At 62.3% G+C, this 19,025-nt stretch carries 12 protein-coding genes and 1 pseudogene; 3 read left to right on the top strand and 10 right to left on the bottom strand.

The window, feature by feature from the left end; translation table 11 throughout:
• Positions 1-54: 54 nt before the first annotated feature.
• Both eda and edd read right to left on the bottom strand, forming a co-directional pair.
• Positions 55-690: a bifunctional 4-hydroxy-2-oxoglutarate aldolase/2-dehydro-3-deoxy-phosphogluconate aldolase gene (eda, locus tag PW947_RS23085; RefSeq protein WP_299635968.1), complete on the bottom strand. Its 636-nt coding sequence runs from the start codon at positions 688-690 to the stop codon at positions 55-57.
• 50 nt (positions 691-740) lie between these two features.
• Positions 741-2,639 carry a phosphogluconate dehydratase gene (edd, locus tag PW947_RS23080; RefSeq protein WP_299634726.1) on the bottom strand — a complete coding sequence of 633 codons (1,899 nt, stop codon included), beginning with the start codon at positions 2,637-2,639 and terminating at the stop codon, positions 741-743.
• Positions 2,640-2,934: 295 nt separating this feature from the next.
• On the opposite strand from edd, the gene PW947_RS23075 reads away from it, so the two are divergent.
• Positions 2,935-3,774 carry a MurR/RpiR family transcriptional regulator gene (locus PW947_RS23075; protein ID WP_299634725.1) on the top strand — a complete coding sequence of 280 codons (840 nt, stop codon included), beginning with the start codon at positions 2,935-2,937 and terminating at the stop codon, positions 3,772-3,774.
• 89 nt (positions 3,775-3,863) lie between these two features.
• On the opposite strand, the gene PW947_RS23070 is transcribed toward PW947_RS23075, so the two are convergent.
• From PW947_RS23070 to PW947_RS23060, 3 genes and pseudogenes are all read right to left on the bottom strand, one after another.
• The gene (locus tag PW947_RS23070) at positions 3,864-4,574 is read right to left on the bottom strand and encodes an OmpA family protein (RefSeq protein ID WP_299634724.1); all 711 of its coding nucleotides are present in this window, start codon (positions 4,572-4,574) and stop codon (positions 3,864-3,866) included.
• Between the two features lie 134 nt (positions 4,575-4,708).
• Positions 4,709-5,875: a YadA-like family protein gene (locus tag PW947_RS23065; protein WP_366146140.1), complete on the bottom strand. Its 1,167-nt coding sequence runs from the start codon at positions 5,873-5,875 to the stop codon at positions 4,709-4,711.
• A 259-nt stretch (positions 5,876-6,134) separates the two neighbouring features.
• A pseudogene (locus PW947_RS23060) lies at positions 6,135-10,664 on the bottom strand (ESPR-type extended signal peptide-containing protein); the annotation flags it as partial.
• Positions 10,665-11,309: 645 nt separating this feature from the next.
• Between PW947_RS23060 and PW947_RS23055 the strand changes: the two are divergent.
• Positions 11,310-11,735 (top strand): nuclear transport factor 2 family protein, encoded by a 426-nt coding sequence (locus tag PW947_RS23055; protein ID WP_299634723.1) that lies wholly within the window; start codon positions 11,310-11,312, stop codon positions 11,733-11,735.
• Between the two features lie 43 nt (positions 11,736-11,778).
• Positions 11,779-12,219 carry a nuclear transport factor 2 family protein gene (locus tag PW947_RS23050; protein WP_299634722.1) on the top strand — a complete coding sequence of 147 codons (441 nt, stop codon included), beginning with the start codon at positions 11,779-11,781 and terminating at the stop codon, positions 12,217-12,219.
• Between the two features lie 78 nt (positions 12,220-12,297).
• Here the strand turns inward: PW947_RS23050 and PW947_RS23045 are convergent, their stop codons facing one another.
• The 5 genes from PW947_RS23045 to leuS all read right to left on the bottom strand — a co-directional run bounded on the left by PW947_RS23045 (position 12,298) and on the right by leuS (position 18,636).
• On the bottom strand, positions 12,298-12,714 hold the full coding sequence (locus PW947_RS23045) for a CopD family protein (RefSeq protein ID WP_299634721.1): 417 nt from the start codon (positions 12,712-12,714) through the stop codon (positions 12,298-12,300).
• Between the two features lie 71 nt (positions 12,715-12,785).
• Complete coding sequence (locus PW947_RS23040) at positions 12,786-14,057, bottom strand: glutamate-5-semialdehyde dehydrogenase (protein WP_299634720.1); 1,272 nt, start codon at positions 14,055-14,057, stop codon at positions 12,786-12,788.
• Positions 14,058-14,207: 150 nt separating this feature from the next.
• Positions 14,208-15,320 carry a DNA polymerase III subunit delta gene (holA, locus tag PW947_RS23035; protein WP_299634719.1) on the bottom strand — a complete coding sequence of 371 codons (1,113 nt, stop codon included), beginning with the start codon at positions 15,318-15,320 and terminating at the stop codon, positions 14,208-14,210.
• Between the two features lie 54 nt (positions 15,321-15,374).
• Positions 15,375-15,926: an LPS assembly lipoprotein LptE gene (lptE, locus tag PW947_RS23030; protein WP_299634718.1), complete on the bottom strand. Its 552-nt coding sequence runs from the start codon at positions 15,924-15,926 to the stop codon at positions 15,375-15,377.
• A 118-nt stretch (positions 15,927-16,044) separates the two neighbouring features.
• The gene (leuS, locus tag PW947_RS23025; RefSeq protein ID WP_299634717.1) at positions 16,045-18,636 is read right to left on the bottom strand and encodes a leucine--tRNA ligase; all 2,592 of its coding nucleotides are present in this window, start codon (positions 18,634-18,636) and stop codon (positions 16,045-16,047) included.
• Positions 18,637-19,025: the final 389 nt, after the last annotated feature.

Genomic DNA, 19,025 nt, shown 5'->3' with positions numbered 1-19,025 from the left:
CTGACAAGGCGGAGCCGAAACCATCGCAACGACGGCTTCGACCGCGCGCTCAGTTCAATGCGCCGGCGGCGCGAGTTCGGTGGCGGCGCGCGCGAGACGCGTGACTTCGTCCCAGTTTTGCGCGGCCAGCGCGGCCTTCGGCGTCAACCACGAACCGCCGACACACACGACGTTCGGCAGTGCGAGAAAGGTCGGCGCGGTTTCGGCGGAAATGCCGCCGGTCGGGCAGAACTTCAGCGTCGGGAACGGACCGTTGAGCGCCTGCAGCATCGACACGCCGCCTGCCTGCTGGGCCGGGAACAGCTTGACGATTTCATAGCCGAGATCCATTGCGACGAGGATATCGCTCGGCGTCATGACGCCCGGCAGCAGCGGCAAACCGCAGTCGAGCGCGGCCTGATGCAGTTCCTTCGTCAAACCGGGCGACACGCCGAACTGCGCGCCCGCTTTCTTCGCTTGCGCGCAATGCTCGGGCTTCGTCAGCGTACCGACGCCGACCACGATGTCTTCCGCGAGCTGGCTCGCCCGTTCGATCGATTTCAGACCGGCTTCGGTGCGCAGCGTGATTTCCAGCACCTTGACGCCGCCGGCGTGCAGCGCGCGCGATACGTTTTCGCCCTGCTCGACCGATTCGAACGCCAGCACCGGAATCACCGGGCCGAGGCGCACGATGTCGCTTACTTTCTTCATCGTCATAGTCACACTCCTTTGTTCTGCAATGCGGGATTCGCGTGATGCGATCAGGCAGGCTGCCGGGTCTCGTGCGTCACCGGCGCGTCGCTGTGCGCGGGTGCTGCGTGATGCACCTCGCCCACCATAGGGCCGAAGATCGACGCGCCGAGTTCCGCAGGTGCCGCCGCCGCGCGGAACACACCGAACAGTTCGCGACCGAAACCGACTTCGTTTTCCGCCTGATGCAGCGGCTGCGCGACCGGGCGCGCGGCCCATTCGCCGGCATCGATCTCGATGTCGAGCATGCCCGCTTCGGCGTCGATCACCAGCATGTCGCCCGTGACGACCTTGCCGAGCGGCCCTTGCAACAACGCTTCCGGCGACACGTGAATGACGGCGGGCACCTTGCCCGATGCACCGGACATCCGGCCGTCCGTCACCAGCGCGACGTGAAAGCCCTGATCCTGCAACACGCCGAGCAGCGGCGTCAAACGATGCAACTCCGGCATGCCGTTCGCACGCGCGCCCTGGAATCGCACCACCGCGATGAAGTCGCGCTTCAGTTCGCCGTTGTCGAACGCTTCCTGCACGGCTTCCTGCGAATCGAACACGATCGCGGGCGCCCTGACCTTGCGATGCGCCGCCGCGACCGCCGAAATCTTGATCACGCCGCGACCGAGTTTGCCCTGCATCAGACGCAAACCGCCGTCCGGCTGAAACGGTTCGTGAATCGGGCGCAGCACGGCCGTGTCATGGCTTTCCTGCGCGCCGTCGGTCCACGTCAACGCGCCGTCGATCAGCTTCGGTTCCTGCGTGTACAGATGCAAGCCGCGACCCGCAACGGTATTCACGTCGTCGTGCAGCAAACCGCCTTCCAGCAGATTGCGCACCAGGAAACCGACGCCGCCTGCCGCGTGGAAGTGGTTCACGTCGGCCTTGCCGTTCGGGTAGATCTTCGCGAGCAGCGGCACGACTTGCGACAGCGTGTCGAAATCGTCCCAGTCGATCACGATGCCCGCAGCGCGTGCAATCGCCACCAGATGCAGCGTGTGATTGGTCGAACCGCCGGTGGCCAGCAGCGCCACGATGCCGTTGACGATCGCCTTTTCGTCGATCACATGCCCGATCGGCATGTAGTTGCCACGTTCGACCGTCAGATCGAGCACGCGACGCGCGGCTTGCGCAGTCAGCGCGTCACGCAGCGGCGTGTGCGGATGCACGAAAGCGGAACCCGGCAGATGCAGGCCCATCACTTCCATCAGCATCTGGTTGCTGTTCGCGGTGCCGTAGAACGTGCAGGTGCCGTGGCTGTGATACGCGGCGGCTTCGGCTTCGAGCAGCGCGCCACGGTCGCATTGACCGGTTGCGAACGCCTGGCGCGTCTTGGCTTTGTCGTCGTTCGACAAGCCGCTCGTCATCGGGCCGGCCGGCACGAAAATGGTCGGCAGATGGCCGAACTGCAATGCGCCGATCAGCAGGCCCGGCACGATCTTGTCGCAGACGCCGAGGCACAACGCGGCGTCGAACATGTTGTGCGTCAGCGCGACCGCCGTGCTCATCGCGATCACTTCCCGCGAAAACAGCGACAGTTCCATGCCCGCGTTGCCCTGCGTGATGCCGTCGCACATCGCCGGCACGCCGCCCGCGAATTGCGCGACGCCGCCGTTTTCGCGCGCGGCCTTCTTGATGATGTCGGGGAACGTGATGTACGGCGCGTGCGCCGACAGCATTTCGTTGTACGACGACACGATGCCGATATTCGGCTCGCGAATCTGTTTGATGACGAGTTTGTCGTTGCCTTCGAGGCCGGCAAAACCGTGCGCCAGATTTGCGCAGGACAGCGCGCCGCGCGCCGGGAATTTGCCTTGCGCGCGGTCGATCTGCGCGAGATAGGCAGCGCGGGTCGGCTTGCTGCGTTCGATCACGCGCTTCGTGACCTGGGTGAGTTGCGAATGCGGGGAAACCATCGAAGCTCCTTCGTCGCTGGACGGGGCAAACACGCGCAGCGCCAGTTTTAGGTATCGCGGGGGACGTCGGAGTGTTCCGACGCCGTGAGTTTAGTAGAAAAACTACACGATCGCAATGCGCACCTCGATCCAAACCGAACCCTTGACGATCAGGCTACAAGCCAATGTTCATGCCGCACTGCGCCAAAACACCGACAACCTAGGGAATACACCTAGACCTAGCTATGTAGTTTTTGTACCTATTTAGACAATCAGCTATAGTCCACGCATCTTTCAGCATAGTGCGAGTTGTTCAATGATGCTGTCCCAAGTGGAAGCGATGCGCGACCAGCTTCGCCCCTCCGAGCGAAAGCTGGCCGACTACGTGATCGAAGCGCCGCGTGAAGTGCTCGATCTGTCGATGACCGAAGTGGCTGCGCGCGCGGGCGTCAGCCAGCCGACGATCGCGCGCTTTTGCCACGCGCTCGGATTTTCGGGATTTCGCGAGTTCAAGATCCGGCTCGCGCAAGGCATCGCGGCGGGCGTGCAGACGGTATATCGCGACGTGCGGCCGGACGAAGGCGCGCCCGGCTTGATCGCTAAGGTTTTCGACCGGACCATCGGCACGCTGATTCAGGTTCGCAACGGTTTATCGCCGGACAGCGTGGAGTCGTCCGTCGAACTGCTCGCGAACGCGACGCGGATCGAGTTTTACGGTGCGGGCGGCTCCGGCATCGCTGCGCAGGATATCCAGCACAAGTTCTTCCGGCTGGGCATGCCGAGCGTCGCGTATTGCGACCCGCACACGTACTCGATGTCGGCCGCGCTGCTGAAACCGGGCGACGTGGTGGTCGTGGTCTCCAATACGGGGCGCACGCGCGACATCATCGACGCGGCCCGTTCGGCGATCGCGCGCGGCGCGAAGGTCATTGCCATTACCCATGGCAGCTCGCCGCTGGCGCGCGTCGCGACCATTTGCCTGTTCTCGAACGTGGTGGAAGAAGAAGACGTGTTTTCGCCGATGACGTCGCGGATGTCGCATCTCGCGATCGGCGATATTCTCGCGGTCGGCGTGGCGCTCAAGCGCGGTCCCGAGCTGGTCGAGCGTCTCGGTCAGGCGAAAGGCGTGATTGGACGGCTGCGCGTCGACGGCTAACGCTGACGGAAAAGCGAGCGCAAAAGAAAAGGGCCCGCACGATGCGGGCCCTTTGTTTTGGCTGTGTTCACTACGCGGCGAATCGCGATTTATTCCGCGAAAACCTGAACTTCGACGCGGCGGTTAGACATGCGCCCTTCGGCCGTTGCGTTCGATGCGACCGGATCGTCGCTCCCCTTGGCTTGCGCGAGAAACTGCTCGGCTTGCAGACCGCCTTCGCGAAGGTAGTCCGCGACGGAAATCGCGCGCGCCTGCGACAAGGTCCGGTTATGCGCTTCCGGACCGGTGCTGTCGGTGTAGCCCGTCACGGCGACGCGGTGGAAACGCGCACCCTGATTCGCGCTCAGAAAACGGTCGAGACTCGCCGTTGCGGTCGGGTTCAGTTGCGCGCTATCCGTCACGAAGTTTGCGTTGCCTTGCAACATCAATTGACGCTGCGGCGCGGCCTGGCTGACCGGCGGCTGCGGAGCCGGTGCCGGTTGCGCTGGCTTCTGCACGGTGCGCTGACCGCAGAAGAAGGTCAGTTCACGCGGGTCGCTCTTCGGTGCGGCGTCGCTGACGCCGTCGACGAATTCGAGCAACGATACGGGTTGCGCCTTGCAGATTTCCTCCGCCACACGCACGCAGCTCTTCGAGCTTTCAAACAACCCATCGCAGCTGACCCGATAAATCGGTGCCTGCTGATTCGGCATGTTGAGTGCCTTGAGCGTGTAAGTCGGACCGGACTGCGTGGTACACGCGGCAAAACCCGTTACGAGCGCACCCAGCAACGGCGCGCGAAGAAATTTCATCAGATTCATAATTTACTTCCAGAAAACTTGATCAGGTGAAGCGGCGCCCTGCGGCCTGTCCGGCCGACAGGAGCGCGCTCCCCTGCTACATCAACGACCTGCTATCCGGCTGGCGGGACGCGTGTCCCGCCAGCCCCCGACGCTTACCACTGATAAGCGGCACCTGCGCCAACCGTCGTTCCTGTGGCGCTGACACCTGCACCGACCTTCACTTTCAGGTTTTGCGTGATACGCGCCGATGCGCCGACTGCGACAGCCTGGTAGCCCTTATAGCCCGCCGTGCCGACACCGATCGAGAGGTTCTTGTTCGCATCGACATCCGGAATCATCGTCAGCGCAGTGGCTGCCGCGATACCGCTGTACGCATTACGCGACACTTCGCTCATTCCCGACTGGAACTGACGCATGTTGACTGCGTCGGTGCCGGCCTTGCCGTCGGCGACGTTCGTCAAGCGACGCTCGTTGCCTTCGGAACCGAACGACACCGAATTCGCATCGCTCGCCACCGAACCCGAACCGATTGCGACCGAGTTCGCGCCGCTTGCCTGCGCATCGCCACCAATCGCCACCGCGCCGGAGCCGGTTGCCGATGCAGCCGAACCACCGCCGATATCGACCGCCACGCCAGTGCTACCGGTCGTCTGCGCGTTCTGGACAGAATGGCTCAGATCCGACAACTGCTGGTTGGTGCTCCACAACTGCGAACCGGTCACCGCGTCGCTGCTCGTCGCGGACAGATCCGCGTCTTGCAGGTTGGTCAGCTTCACCTTCGCTGCATCGGTCGATCCACCGAGCGTGATCTTGTCGTGCGACGACGCGTCGTACTGCACTGCGTTCGCCACCGATCCGCCGATGTTGTTGATCGTCGTCTGCATGCCGGCGATCTCCGACGAGTTTTGCGACGTACGGTTATCGATGTTGCTGATCGCGTCGCCCATGTTCGTCACGGTCGTGCCACCGACGACATACGTCGGGGCCGTGATCGTGCCGTCCTGGTTGACCGTCGAACCGCCACCCAGCGCCGCCGCCGTGCTGGCCGCGTTCGCATACAGCTGCGAACCGTTGACAGCATCGCTGCTCGACGCGTTGACCGCGCCGGCCGCCACGCCCGTCACCACACGGTTGCCCGCCGTGCCGGCGATGTTGACCCGCGTGCCGTTGGTGCCGGCTGCGATCAGGATGTCATGCGACACCGCATCTTGCGTGACCAGACCGACACCCGCGCTGCCCATCTGCGATTGCAGCGTGGACAGGTTGGCGTCGAGCGAATCGAGCGCACCGCCGACCGTGGTCTGCGTACCGCCTTGCATGTGGTACGTCGGACCGGTCACCCACGTTCTTCGCGATGTCCGACGTGTTCGCTGCGATGTCGGTCGTGTTCTTCGCGATGTCCGACGTGTTCGCTGCGATGTCGGTCGTGTTCGTCGCGATGTTCGACGTGTTCGCTGCGATATCGGTCGTGTTCGTCGCGATGTTCGACGTGTTCGCTGCGATGTCGGTCGTGTTCGTCGCGATGTTCGACGTGTTCGCTGCGATGTTCGACGCGTTCTGATCGACCTTCGCGTTCGTTGCAAACAGCTGCGAACCGTTCACAGCGTCCATGCTGGTCGCCGACAGCGCGCCGGCCTTCACGTTGGCGATCGTCGTACCGTCCGTGCCCTTGAGCGTTACCACGCCCTTGGATGCATCGTCGTAAGCAACAGCGTTCGGATCCGTACCGCCGCCCGTGCCGTCACCGCCGGTTGCTGCCGCAGCCGTGATTGCGTCACCGATATTGGTGTACGTGCTGCCGTTGATCGTGTAGGTCGGCGCCTTCACCGAACCGTCCGCGTTCACCGTCGAACCGCCACCCAGCGCGGTCGTCACACCCTTCAACTGCGATACGTTCACGGCGTCGGTGTCGTTTTGACCCGCTGCCATGTTCACCAGACGACGCGTGTTCGCCTGATTCTGGATGGTGTACGCCTTGCCCTTTGCGTCGTACGCGGTAAACGAACCCGTACCGTCACTACCGATCGAGAACGTGTTGTCCAGGTTCGCTACCGAGCCGGAGCCCACTGCGATCGAATCCGTACCCGAAGCAAGCGCCTGCACACCAACTGCCGTCGACTTCGCACCCTTGCCGTACGCGTTCGAGCCGATCGCGATCGATGCCACACCATCAGCGCGTGCCACGTCGGACGGCGCGGTCGAACCCGTGCTGTCGCCTACACCCGAGACCTGCGAGTAGTACGCGGACGTCTTGTACGCGTAGGTCAGACCCGTCGTATCGATGCCCGAGCCACCGCTGCCAGCCTTCAACACATGAGTCGCCGAGACGCTGTTGTCGCTGGTCTGGTTCATGATGTCGTAGATCTGGCCGACGTTCGCTGCATCGGTATCCTGCACGCCGTTCGCGACGTTGCTGATCACCGTACCCTTCGGCAGCAGACCCTTGCGGCGGTCGCCATCGACGAAGTACTTGCTGTCGCCGTCACCTGCATTCAGCGTGATCTTCGCCGCGCCCGCTTCGATCGAACCCGCGTCGTAAGTGACGGCCGGGTTCGTAACCATGCCCTTGTCGTCGAGCGCGAAGCCCGCCGACTTGAGCTGCGATACGTTCAGCGCGTCGGTATTCGCGAGACCTGCCTTCACGTTCGACAGCATCGAGCCTTCCGCGCCAGCCAGCGTGACCGAGTCGTGCGCCGACGAGTCGTACTTCACGAAGTCGCCCATCTCGCCAGTCAGGTTCGTCACCGTCGTGTTGAGCGTGGTGATGTCGCCTGCGTTCTTCGCGATGTCAGCGGTGTTCGCTGCGATGTCGTCTGCGTGCTTCGCGATGTCGGCGGCGTTGGTCGCGATGTCAGCCGTGTTGGCGGCAATGTCATCTACGTTCTTCGCGATGTCGGCCGTGTTCTGGTCGACCTTGCCGTTCGTGGCGAACAGTTGCGAACCGTTCACTGCGTCCGTGCTCGTTTCCGACAGCTCGCCTGCCTTGACGTTGGTAATCGTCGTGCCGGTCGTGCCGCCCAGCGTCACCAGATCGTGAGCCGACGTGTCGTACTTCACGACGTCGTTCATTGCGTTGTCGAGATTCGTGACACGCGTGTTGACCTTGGTGATGTCGCCGGTGTTCTGAACAACGGTCTGATTGGTTGCGTACAACTGCGAACCGTTGACCGCGTCCTTGCTGGTCGAGGACAGCGTGCCCGCCTTCACGTTGGTGAGGGTCGTGCCTGCCGCGCCGGCCAGCGTCACCTTGTCGTGCACCGAGCTGTCGTACTTGACCACGTCCGCCATCTTGCCGCTCAGCGACGCGATATCGGTGGTGTTCTGGCTGACAACCTGGTTGGTCGCGAACAATTGCGAACCGTTCACCGCGTCCGTGCTCTTTGCCGTGACAGCGCCAGCCTTCACGTTCGAGATCGTCGTGCCGTTTTCGCCGCCGAGCGTCACCTTGCCTTGCGAGACGTCGTCATAAGCAACGAACGCGTTGGTCACATTGCCATCGGTATCGGTCATGAGACCAGCCGACTTCAACTGCGCAACATTCACTGCATCCATATCGGCAACGCCAGCCTTGACGTTGCTGATGGTCGTACCGTTCTCACCGGCAAGGTTGATCGAGCTCTTCGATGCATCGTCGTACGCGACCGCGTTCGGATCGGTGCCCGCACCGGATGCTGCAGCCGCCGTCAATGCATCGCCGACGTTGCTGTAATCCGTACCGTTGATCGTGTACTTCGGTGCCTTGACGGAACCGTCTGCGTTCAGGTCCGAACCACCGCCCAATGCGCCCGTCACACCCTTCAACTGTGCAACGTTCACCGCGTCCTTATCGGCCACGCCTGCGTTCACGTTCTTGATGGTCGTGCCTGCTGCGCCGCCGAGCGTGATCACATCGTGTGCCGATGCGTCGTACTTGACTGCATCGCCCATCTCGCCGCTGAGGTTCGTCACCGTCGTGTTGAGGGTGGTGATGTCGCCGGTGTTTTTGGTGATGTCCGATGTGTTTGCTGCGATGTCGCCGGTGTTCTTGGTGATGTCTGCGGTGTTCGCTGCGATGTCAGTCGTGTTCTTGTCGACGTTCGCGTTCGTGGCGAACAGCTGCGAGCCATTCACTGCTTCGCTGCTATCGGCCGACAAGGTCGCTGCCTTCACGCCGCTAATCGTGCGGTTGCCTTCGGTACCTGCAACGTTCAGTACCGTGCCGTCCAGATCCTTCGCCACCGTAATCGACTTCGTTTCAGCATTCTGCTGCACCAGACCGACTTCGCCTGCGTTCAGCTGATTCGTGATGTTCGTCACCGAACCTTCGACATTCGTGACACGTGCATCCACGTTCGAGATGTCGCCGGTGTTCTTGGCGATGTCCGAGGTGTTCGCTGCGATGTCGGTCGTGTTCTTGTCGACGTTGGCGTTCGTGGCAAACAGTTGCGAACCGTTCACTGCGTCCGAGCTGTCAGCCGAGAGTGCACCTGCCTTCACGTTGCTGATGGTCGTGCCGTCAACGCCGCCAAGCGTGATCACATCATGTGCCGATGTGTCGTACTTGACTGCATCGCCCATCTCGCCGCTTAGGTTCTTCGTCGCGCCTTGCACAACGTAGCTCGGGGCCTTGACCGAGCCGTCTGCATTGACTGCCGCTCCGCCGCCCAGTGCGCCCGTCACGCCCTTGAGTTGCGACACGTTCACCGCATCGGTGTCCGCCGTGCCCTTGGCCATGTTCACGATCTGGCGGGTACTCGCCGTTTGTGTAACGTTACCGTCAACATCCTTGATTTCCTGACGGCCCACCGAGATGGTGTTGTTGCGGTCCGCAACCGAGCTCGAGCCTAATGCCACTGCATCCCAAGCAGTTGCGGAACTGTCGATACCCAATGCCACATTCCTGCGGCCGCCACCTGACGTGTTCGCGCCCGCACCGATCGCAATGCTGGTGAAGTTCGCAGTGGCCGTGTCGCCGATCGCGATCGCACCGCCACCGGCACTCTTTGCGCTATTACCGATTGCGACCGTATTGGTGTATGACGTGGGGTTAAAGTCCGAGTGGGCACTGAAAGCATTGGATCCAGCGCCGATCGCCACCGATTGCGCCTCTGCATACGCATCGTCCGTACCATCCGCCTTGCCGCCAGTCTTGAAATAGCGGGAACCGGAGCCATTGCTGATGTTGTTGACCGTTGTCTGCAGGGTCGAGACGTTCGCGTTGGTCGCAAACAGCTGCGAACCATTCACCGCGTCCGTGCTGGTCGCGCTCAGTCCACCTGCCTTCACGTTCGTGATCGTCGTGCCTGCTGCGCCACCCGCCAGCGTCACCTTGTCTTTGGACGTGCTGTCGTAGGCGACGAATGCGTTCGTGATGTTGCCTGCCGTGTCGGTGCTCAGACCGGCCGACTTCAGTTGTGCAACGTTCACTGCGTCGGTGTCCGTTGTGCCCGCTGCCACATTAACAACCTGACGCCGCTGACTGGAAGAGCCTACCGAGACAGTGTTCGCACGATCCGCCGTTGCATTGACCCCCAGCGCCGTGCTATTTGCAGCGGTCGCATTGGCGCCGCCACCGAACGAACTGGCGCCAGCCGCGCTCGCGTTGGCACCCGCACCAACCGCGGTCGCAAAAGCATTGGATCCATTCGCCGACGCGCTAGCGCCCAACGCCAAATCTCCTACACTCTGCGCTTTCGCAGATTTGCCCACTGCAACCGCATTTGTGGCGCTAGCGGTAGCAAAGGAACCTAATGCATCTGCAAAGTCAGCTGTCGCGTAAGCGTTGAAACCTAAAGCAACCGAGGCTGCTCCCAATGCGTGTGCGGCCGGACCGATTGCAGTCGCACTATTGGCGGTAGCGGAGGCCGAGGGGCCGAATGCTGCGCTTCCCGCTTCGGCATACGAGGACTGACCCACCGCTTCGGATGCACCAGCCGTCGTCGCGCCAACGGCCGTGCCCCCGTCAAGACCGCCGGCGTGGGCCGAGCTCATTACACCTGCCACGGCGAGAGCAGCACTTGCGAGAGCCTTGCTGCTTTTCGTGCGCTTCCCCCGACCCTTCGCACTCTCCGGAGCTGCCACATACGTTCCGGTTGTTTCATTCCAAACTGTCTTGTACGACTTATTCACGATTTCGTCCTGTTGAAAGTGTGATAACTGGTTCTGTTCTGCGGCGGGCCAGGTGGGCGCAGCTCGCGTATCAGTGGGTTACCGAAGGAATGAAAAAGTGGTCGTATGAATGAGAACTTCCGAAACCATCTCATTAACCCCTCGGTTGACAATCCGAATATAGATTTGCATCCATTGAGGTTTAATAAGAGGACTCTTAAAGAGGATTATCCAGAATCAAAACCATCCAAATTTTTTACTACTCTGTTCCTATATTCGCGCATAAACGCCTGCTCAAGATAAATTTATCAGGACCAGTTTGATAACGCTGACACAGACAACACGAACGCCACCCACGCCGTCTAAAGGAGCAAACCGAACGAACCTGGCAAGTCGACTGCCGCATCGGGAACTGGCAAAAGAATCGAGAACGACGAACGAACATCAAAACCAGTCTTAACATCACCCTCAGAAAATAAGAATCTTCCCAGGGCAAATCGGGAAAAACACTCTCAAAATAACTTTCACACAAACAGCGCCAACAAATCACGCAGACGATATTCAAATGCATTTACCAAAAACCAATAACCCGCACCTTAATATCCAGCACACAACAAAACACCCTCTATAAATCAGATCAATTAACCCCCCTCAAAAGGAATCACCATGAAACCCACTCTCCACCTAATCGCAATCGCCTCCCTCGCACTCTCCGCCGCATTCCCGGCCCATGCCGCCGCCGACGACGAAGCCACCTTAAAAACCATCGAACAAACCTGGATCACCGCCGCCTCCACCGCGAATCGCGCCACACTCGACACACTCCTCGACGACACCTTCGTCACCACCACGCCGAGCGGCGCGCGTCGTAGCAAGAGCGACGTATTGCTCGCGCCGCCCACGCCGCCGGGTTCCACCCAAACGCTGATGAATATCGAAGTGCACGTCACCGGCGACACCGCCGTCGTCACCGGCACGAACCACTTCAATCCCGGCGCCCACGCCCAGCCCAGCGACTACGCATTCACCGACGTCTTCGTTCGTCGCGAAAGCGGTTGGCGTGCGGTATCCGCACAGCTGACGCGCCGGTAAGCGTGTCGTCCGCCGTCAAACCCGTCCATTCGAGGAAACAATCATGAAACGCCTGGCTTTTCTGGCCGCTATGGGCCTGTCCACGTGCGTGCTGGCCGTCGGCCTTCACACCGAGGTTCAGGTCGAAGCAAGCCTCGTCGCGATCGAACAGGCGTGGATCGACGCCGCGATCCGCGGCGACCGCGCGACGCTCGACGAACTGCTCGACAGCTCGTTCGTCGAAACGATGCCCAACGGCGCGCGTCGCAGCAAAGCCGACGTGCTGTTCGCGCCCGCGCTGCCGCCGGGCTCCGTGCAGACGCTCAGTGACGTGAAAGTACGTGTAGTGGGAAGTGTCGCGATGGTGTCCGGTGTGAATCACTACACACCGGCATCGGGATTGAAAACGATCGATTACGCGTTCACCGACCTGTATGTGCGTCGTGGCGACACATGGCGTGTCGCGTCGTCACATATGACGCTGGGTCAGGCGCATAACGTCTAGCAGATTGGCGCACAGCCGCACGATGCGGCCGCCGCTTGTAACTGGAAGCCCAGATTAGCCTGAGACTTCGAAGCCGCATCAGAACGGCTTGATCACCACCAGCGCAACCGCTGCCAGCATGCCCAGAACGGGCAGTTCGTTGAACATCCGGTACCACTTGTCCGAGCGACGATTCTCGCCACGCTCGAAGGTCCGCAGCAGCACGCCGCAATACGCGTGATACACCAGCAGCAGCACGACCACGCCGACCTTCGCGTGAATCCAGCCCTGCCCGCGTCCAATCCCGACCGCAAGCCACAGCCACAGCCCGCATGCCAGCGCCGGCACCGCGATAATCGACATGAAGCGGAACAGCTTGCGCGCCATCGTCAACAGACGCGCCGTTGCCGCGGGTTCCGTTTCCATCGCCAGGTTGACGAAGATGCGCGGCAGATAAAACAGTCCGGCAAACCAGGAAGCCACCAGAACGATGTGAAACGTCTTTACCCAAAGCATCGGCGGGTCCTTGTGCGGCTTGTTATGTTGTGGGGAAATCGACGCGGCGCGGCAACGCGCGCCGCGCGGTATTACTGACGGCCTTCGCCGTGTCCAAGCACCACGTATTTCAGCGACGTCAGTCCGTCCAGCCCAACCGGTCCGCGCGCGTGCAGCTTGTCGTTGGAAATGCCGATTTCCGCGCCCAGCCCGAATTCGAAACCGTCCGCGAAACGCGTCGATGCATTGACCATCACGCTCGCCGAATCCACTTCGCGCAGGAAACGCATCGCGCGATCGTGATCTTCGGTGACGATCGCGTCGGTGTGATGCGAGCCGTATTCGTTGATGTGTTCGATCGCCGCGTCGAGGTTCTCCACCACTTTGATCGCCAGCACCGGCGCGAGATATTCGGTGCGCCAGTCTTCTTCCGTCGCATCGACGAGCGGACCCACGCGCGCCGCGTCGAGAATCTGCCGCGCGCTGGCATCCACGCGCAACTCGACTTCCTTGCTGCGATACAGCTTGCCGAGCGCCGGCAAGACTTCCGCTGCAATCCCGCGTGCCACCAGCAACGTTTCCATCGTGTTGCAGGTGCCGTAGCGGTGCGTCTTCGCGTTGTCGCACACCGTCAGCGCCTTCGTGATGTCGGCACGGTCGTCGACGTACACATGGCAGATACCGTCGAGGTGCTTGATCATCGGCACGCGGCCTTCTTCGATCAGGCGCGCAATCAGGCTCTTGCCGCCGCGCGGCACGATCACGTCCACGTACTCGGTCATCGTGATCAGCTTGCCGACCGCCGCGCGATCCGCCGTGCCCACGACCTGCACCGCGTCCTGCGGCAAACCGGCCGCTTCTAGCCCTTCGCCGATCAGTTTCGCCAGCGCCGTATTGCATTCGAGCGCCTCTGAACCACCGCGCAGAATGGTCGCGTTGCCGGATTTCAGGCACAGCGCCGCGGCGTCGATCGTCACGTTCGGACGCGATTCGTAGATGATCCCGATCACGCCGAGCGGCACGCGCATCTGGCCGACCTGGATCCCGGTCGGGCGGAACTTCATGTTGCTGATTTCGCCGATCGGGTCCGGCAGTGCCGCGACTTGCCGCAACCCTTCGACCATCGTTTTGAGCGCCTTGTCCGACAGCGTCAGACGATCGATAAACGCCGCGTCGTGGCCTTTTTCACGGGCCTTCGCGACGTCGCGCGCATTCGCTTCCTTCAGTTGCGCCGCATCGCGCTCGATCGCGCGGGCGACCGCATCGAGCGCCGCGTTCTTGGCTGCCGTCGACGCCCGTGCCATCGCGCGCGATGCGTGACGGGCGCGGCGGCCGAGGTCGGTCATGTACTGGTCGATATCCATGGTGGTTCTCGCGGTGTCCCGCTGACGCGTATCGCTCGATATCGCGTGTCGCGGACAGAAACAATGAGCGTAATCGTTCGGAGGATTGTAAGTCGGGTGACGGCGCTTTGCTCGGCGCCCGTCAATCGCCGCAGCGCGCCCGGCTGGCGTTCAGCGACGCGCGGGCAGTCCTGGCATCGCGCCTGGCCGTGCGCGCGACGGCGGTGGCGACGGCCGTGCTGCCACCGACATCGCCAGTTCGAACAGCCCGTCCCACGGATCGGGCGGCGGATCGTTACGATGATTGCCCGGCGTCGCGCCCGACAAACCCTTCACCTGACGATCGATCTTCGCTGCCAGCGCGAGCGCCTTTTCGAGCGCGGCTTCCGTCACGCGCGACAGCGCCGGTCCGACCAGCCGCTCGCGCGGGCCCCAGACGCGGTTTTCACGCAATAGCACCGCGAGCGGCTTGCCCGCCGCCGCGCCGCGCTTCACCCGCAACAGCGTGCGCACTTCTTCGACGACCGCCCACAGCACCAGCACCGCCGCTTCGCCTTCGCCGCGCAGACCGTCGAGCATCCGCGCCAGACGCCCGACATCGCCGGCCAGCATCGCCTCGTTCAGCTTGAACACGTCGTAACGCGCGACGTTCAGCACGGCATCGTGAATCTGTTCGAAGCTCAACGAACCGGCCGGATACAGCAGACCGAGCTTCTGGATTTCCTGATGCGCCGCCAGCAGATTGCCCTCGACGCGCTCGGCGATGAATTGCAGCGCGCGCCGCCCTTCGTCGCCGGCCGCGACGCGTTGACCTTGCGCCGACAAGCGTTGTCCGACCCAGTTCGGCAATTGCGCACGCTCGACCGGATCGATCTTCAGCGCGACGCCCGCATCGGCGAGCGCGGTGAACCACGCGGCTTTTTGCGTTGCGGCGTCGAGACGCGGCAACGTCACGAGCGTGAGCACGTCGGGATTGACGGCCGACGCGAGCGTTTTCAGCGCGTCGGCGCCTTCCTTGCCGGGCTTGCCGGACGGGATACGCAACTCGACCAGCTGACGGTCGCCGAACAGCGACATCGACTGGCTCGCGCCCAGCAGCGAACTCCAGTCGAAGCCACGCTCGACCGTGAACACGGAACGGTCGGTATAGCCCGCCGCACGTGCCGTCGCGCGAATGCGGTCGCACGCTTCCTGCGCGAGCAGATGCTCGTCGCCGTACACGACGTACAGACCGGCGAGACCTTTCGCGAGGTGCGCTTCGAGCGCGTCAAGACGCAGTTGCATGGCGACAGTTCGACAGAAATAACGGGACCGGCACGACGATGACGACCGTGACGCTCACAGCGGCGGCGGCGGCAACGGCGCGCGCGGATTGACCGCCGGCGCCTGCTGTCCCGGTCCCGGATTCAGCGAGTGCACGACGCCCAGACGGCGCGTCAACTGGTCGACCGCGTCGTTCTGCATGTCGGCGTACAGAATGTCCGCTTCCGCCGACTTCGCCTGCGAGTACTGGTCGCTGTACGTCATGGCCCGATTCAGCGCGATCGAACTTTGCGGAATCAGCTGCACGCCGTTCTTGCCGATCAGCGAATAGATCAGCGTGTAGTTCAGCGCGTATTCCTCGACGACGCCGAGCGAATTCAGCGTCAACGTGGACGTGCCGCGCACTTCCGCGACGTTCAGCACGGCGTCGGCATTCGCCGCCGAATTGACGATCACGGTGTCGCTGCCGCCCTGCACGATCCGCGTCAGACGCGCGGCGAAGGCAGCGGGCGCGCCCGAAATGGCCAGCCGCTTGAACGCGTAATCCTGCTGGCCCCGCAACTGGAAGCCGCAAGCGGACAGCATCATCGCACTGCACGCCAGCGTCAAAAACGATCTGCGAGTCACATTGGCTCCTGGTTCGCAGTAGATCCCGCGCTGCATCGACGTGCCGCCTGACGTGGCAGCACGCGATCGATTGCAGCACTCATTGCACCGCTCATTACACTTCGGATGGCGCGAGCCGTCAGACGACGACGTTCACCAGACGGCCCGGCACGACGATGATCTTCTTCGGCGGATTGCCTTCGCTGAATTTCGCGACCATTTCATGCGCGCGCGCGAGCTGTTCGATCGCCTCGCGCGTCGCGTCTTTCTCGACCTTCAACGCGCCGCGCACCTTGCCGTTCACCTGCAGCACGAGTTCGATTTCGGCCTGTTCGAGCGCCTGTTCGTCGACCTTCGGCCACGGCGCGTCGAGCAACGCGCCGAATTCGTCGGCGTAACCGAGTTCCTGCCACACCTGGAAGGTGATGTGCGGAACCACCGGATACAGCACGCGCAGCATCACGCCGTAGGTTTCGCGCAGCACGGCCGGCGTCGCGTTCTTCGCGCCGTCGATCGCGTTAAGCATCTTCATCGCGGCCGACACGACCGTGTTGTACTGCAGACGCTGATAGTCGAAATCGGCCTGCTTCAACACGGTGTAAATCTCGCGACGCAGCGTCTTGTCGGCTTCGGTCAGTTGCGCCGGATCGAACGATCCGCGCTGGGACAGCGCCGCTTCGTTAGCCTGCGCGAACGACCACACGCGACGCAGGAAGCGGCTCGCGCCTTCGACGCCCGAACCCGACCATTCGAGTTGCTGCTCCGGCGGCGCCGCGAACATCACGAACAGACGCGCGGTGTCGGCGCCATGCTGATCGATCAGCAACTGCGGATCGACGCCGTTGTTCTTCGACTTCGACATTTTTTCGACGCCGCCCAGCACGACCGGCTGGCCGTCCGCGTGCAGCGTTGCACCGACCGGACGACCCTTGTCGTCGAACGTCACGGTGACGTCGGCCGGGTTGTACCAGGTCTTCTTGCCTGCATCGTTTTCACGATAGTAGGTTTCGTTCAGCACCATGCCTTGCGTCAGCAGGTTCTTTGCCGGTTCGCCGAACTTCACGACGCCCAGATCGCGCGACGCCTTGGCCCAGAAACGCGAGTACAGCAAGTGCAGAATGGCGTGTTCGATGCCGCCGATGTACTGGTCCATCGGCATCCAGTATTCGGTGCGCGCATCGACCATGGTCGTCGCGTTGGGCGCGGCGTAGCGGTAGAAATACCACGACGAATCGACGAACGTGTCCATCGTGTCGGTTTCGCGCTTCGCCGCCGTGCCGCAGGTCGGGCACGCGCAGTTGACAAACGCTTCCGACTTCGCGAGCGGGTTGCCCGTGCCGTCCGGCACGAGGTCTTCCGGCAACACGACCGGCAGATCTTTTTCCGGCACCGGCACGTCGCCGCACTTCGGGCAGTGGATGATCGGAATCGGCGTGCCCCAGTAACGCTGACGCGAAATACCCCAGTCGCGCAGACGATACGTGATCTGCTTGTCGCCGAGACCGAGTTCCTTCAGGTCGCCGGCGATCGCATCGACAGCCGCGTCGTACGTCATGCCGTCGTACTTGCCGCTGTTGATCAGCGTGCCGGATTTGTCGCCGTACCACTCCTGCCATGCGTCGTCGGAGAAGGTCTGGCCTTCGACCGCGACGACCTGCTTCAGTGCGATGCCGTATTTCTTGACGAAAGCGAAGTCACGCTCGTCGTGCGCCGGCACGCCCATTACCGCGCCTTCGCCGTAGCTCATCAGCACGTAGTTGCCGATCCACACCGGCACCTGTTCCTGCGTCAGCGGATGCGTGACGAAGAAGCCCGTTGCCATGCCCTTCTTTTCCATCGTCGCGACGTCGGCTTCAGCGACGCCGCCGCGCTTGCATTCGTCGATGAACGCCTGCAATTCCGGCTTGTCCTGTGCGAGACGCGTGGCGAGCGGATGCTCGGCGGCGACTGCGCAGAACGTCACGCCCATAACCGTATCGGCGCGCGTGGTGAACACGCGCAACAGCTTCTGTTCGCCGTCGATTTCATACGGGAAACCGAAGTTCACGCCAAAGCTTTTGCCGATCCAGTTCTGCTGCATGATCTTGACGCGCTCGGGCCAGCCGAGGCCTTCGAGGTCGTTCAGCAGTTCGTCCGCGTACTGCGTGATGCGCATGTAGTACATCGGGATTTCGCGCTTTTGGACGAGCGCGCCCGAGCGCCAACCGCGACCGTCGATCACCTGCTCGTTCGCGAGCACGGTTTGATCGACCGGGTCCCAGTTGACGGTGCCGGTTTTCTTGTACGCGATGCCCTTTTCGAGCATCTTCAGGAACAGCCACTGGTTCCACTTGTAGTAGTCCGGGCTGCAGGTGGCGATTTCACGCGACCAGTCGATCGCGAGACCCATCGACTGCATCTGCTTCTTCATGTAAGCGATGTTGTCGTACGTCCACTGCGCGGGCGGCACGTTGTTGGCCATCGCCGCGTTTTCCGCCGGCATGCCGAACGCGTCCCAGCCCATCGGCATCAGCACGTTGTAGCCGTTCATCCGCAGGTAGCGGTACATCACGTCGTTGATCGTGTAGTTCCGCACGTGACCCATGTGCAGCTTGCCCGACGGGTACGGCAGCATCGAGACGCAATAGAACTTGGGCTTGTCGGTGGTTTCCGTCGTCTTGTAGGCGTCAGTGGCGCGCCATTGCCCTTGCGCGGCGGACTCGACGTCGGAGGGAACGTATTTTTCGTGCATGGTGTGATGGGATCGCTGGGTTCGGTGCTTTCGCACCGGACGGGTGCTCTGCGTGATGGATATGCCGTTTCCCCTTCTGCGAGGGGAAAGGGCTGATTATACCGCCCGCGGACGGGGGTGGCGGCGCAGGGGTGAGGGGTTGAGCCGCCGGGGCGACACGGGTGGATAAACGGCTTTCGATCCCGGCCGGTACTGGTCGATACCGCCCGTTACCGGCCGTTATGCCGGACTCTTCGCCCGCGTCGGCGTGGATTCGGCCAGGAAGGCGTGGTATGGGCGCCGCACTTCTCGCTCTCGGACCTGTCTGCGGCCCCATTTTCGATACAAGCGACATCGCGGACGGCCAATGCTCATCGCCCTTTCCGCGTATTTCGAGATGCTTTAAGAAT

This window comes from Paraburkholderia sp. (genome assembly GCF_028283785.1).
Classification (GTDB): Bacteria; Pseudomonadota; Gammaproteobacteria; order Burkholderiales; family Burkholderiaceae; genus Paraburkholderia.
This window is presented reverse-complemented; position numbering and strand designations above follow the sequence as displayed.

What these genes read in the sequence shown, in the direction of transcription:
- PW947_RS23065 (WP_366146140.1), bottom strand. Translation starts at nt 5,875, where the DNA reads ATGCAAGGCGGTACGCAGACCACGGTCGGCGGTGCGCTCGATTCGCTC.
- PW947_RS23055 (WP_299634723.1), top strand. Translation starts at nt 11,310, where the DNA reads ATGAAACCCACTCTCCACCTAATCGCAATCGCCTCCCTCGCACTCTCC.
- PW947_RS23040 (WP_299634720.1), bottom strand. Translation starts at nt 14,057, where the DNA reads ATGGATATCGACCAGTACATGACCGACCTCGGCCGCCGCGCCCGTCAC.
- eda (WP_299635968.1), bottom strand. Translation starts at nt 690, where the DNA reads ATGAAGAAAGTAAGCGACATCGTGCGCCTCGGCCCGGTGATTCCGGTG.
- holA (WP_299634719.1), bottom strand. Translation starts at nt 15,320, where the DNA reads ATGCAACTGCGTCTTGACGCGCTCGAAGCGCACCTCGCGAAAGGTCTC.
- edd (WP_299634726.1), bottom strand. Translation starts at nt 2,639, where the DNA reads ATGGTTTCCCCGCATTCGCAACTCACCCAGGTCACGAAGCGCGTGATC.
- PW947_RS23070 (WP_299634724.1), bottom strand. Translation starts at nt 4,574, where the DNA reads ATGAATCTGATGAAATTTCTTCGCGCGCCGTTGCTGGGTGCGCTCGTA.
- PW947_RS23075 (WP_299634725.1), top strand. Translation starts at nt 2,935, where the DNA reads ATGATGCTGTCCCAAGTGGAAGCGATGCGCGACCAGCTTCGCCCCTCC.
- leuS (WP_299634717.1), bottom strand. Translation starts at nt 18,636, where the DNA reads ATGCACGAAAAATACGTTCCCTCCGACGTCGAGTCCGCCGCGCAAGGG.
- PW947_RS23045 (WP_299634721.1), bottom strand. Translation starts at nt 12,714, where the DNA reads ATGCTTTGGGTAAAGACGTTTCACATCGTTCTGGTGGCTTCCTGGTTT.
- PW947_RS23050 (WP_299634722.1), top strand. Translation starts at nt 11,779, where the DNA reads ATGAAACGCCTGGCTTTTCTGGCCGCTATGGGCCTGTCCACGTGCGTG.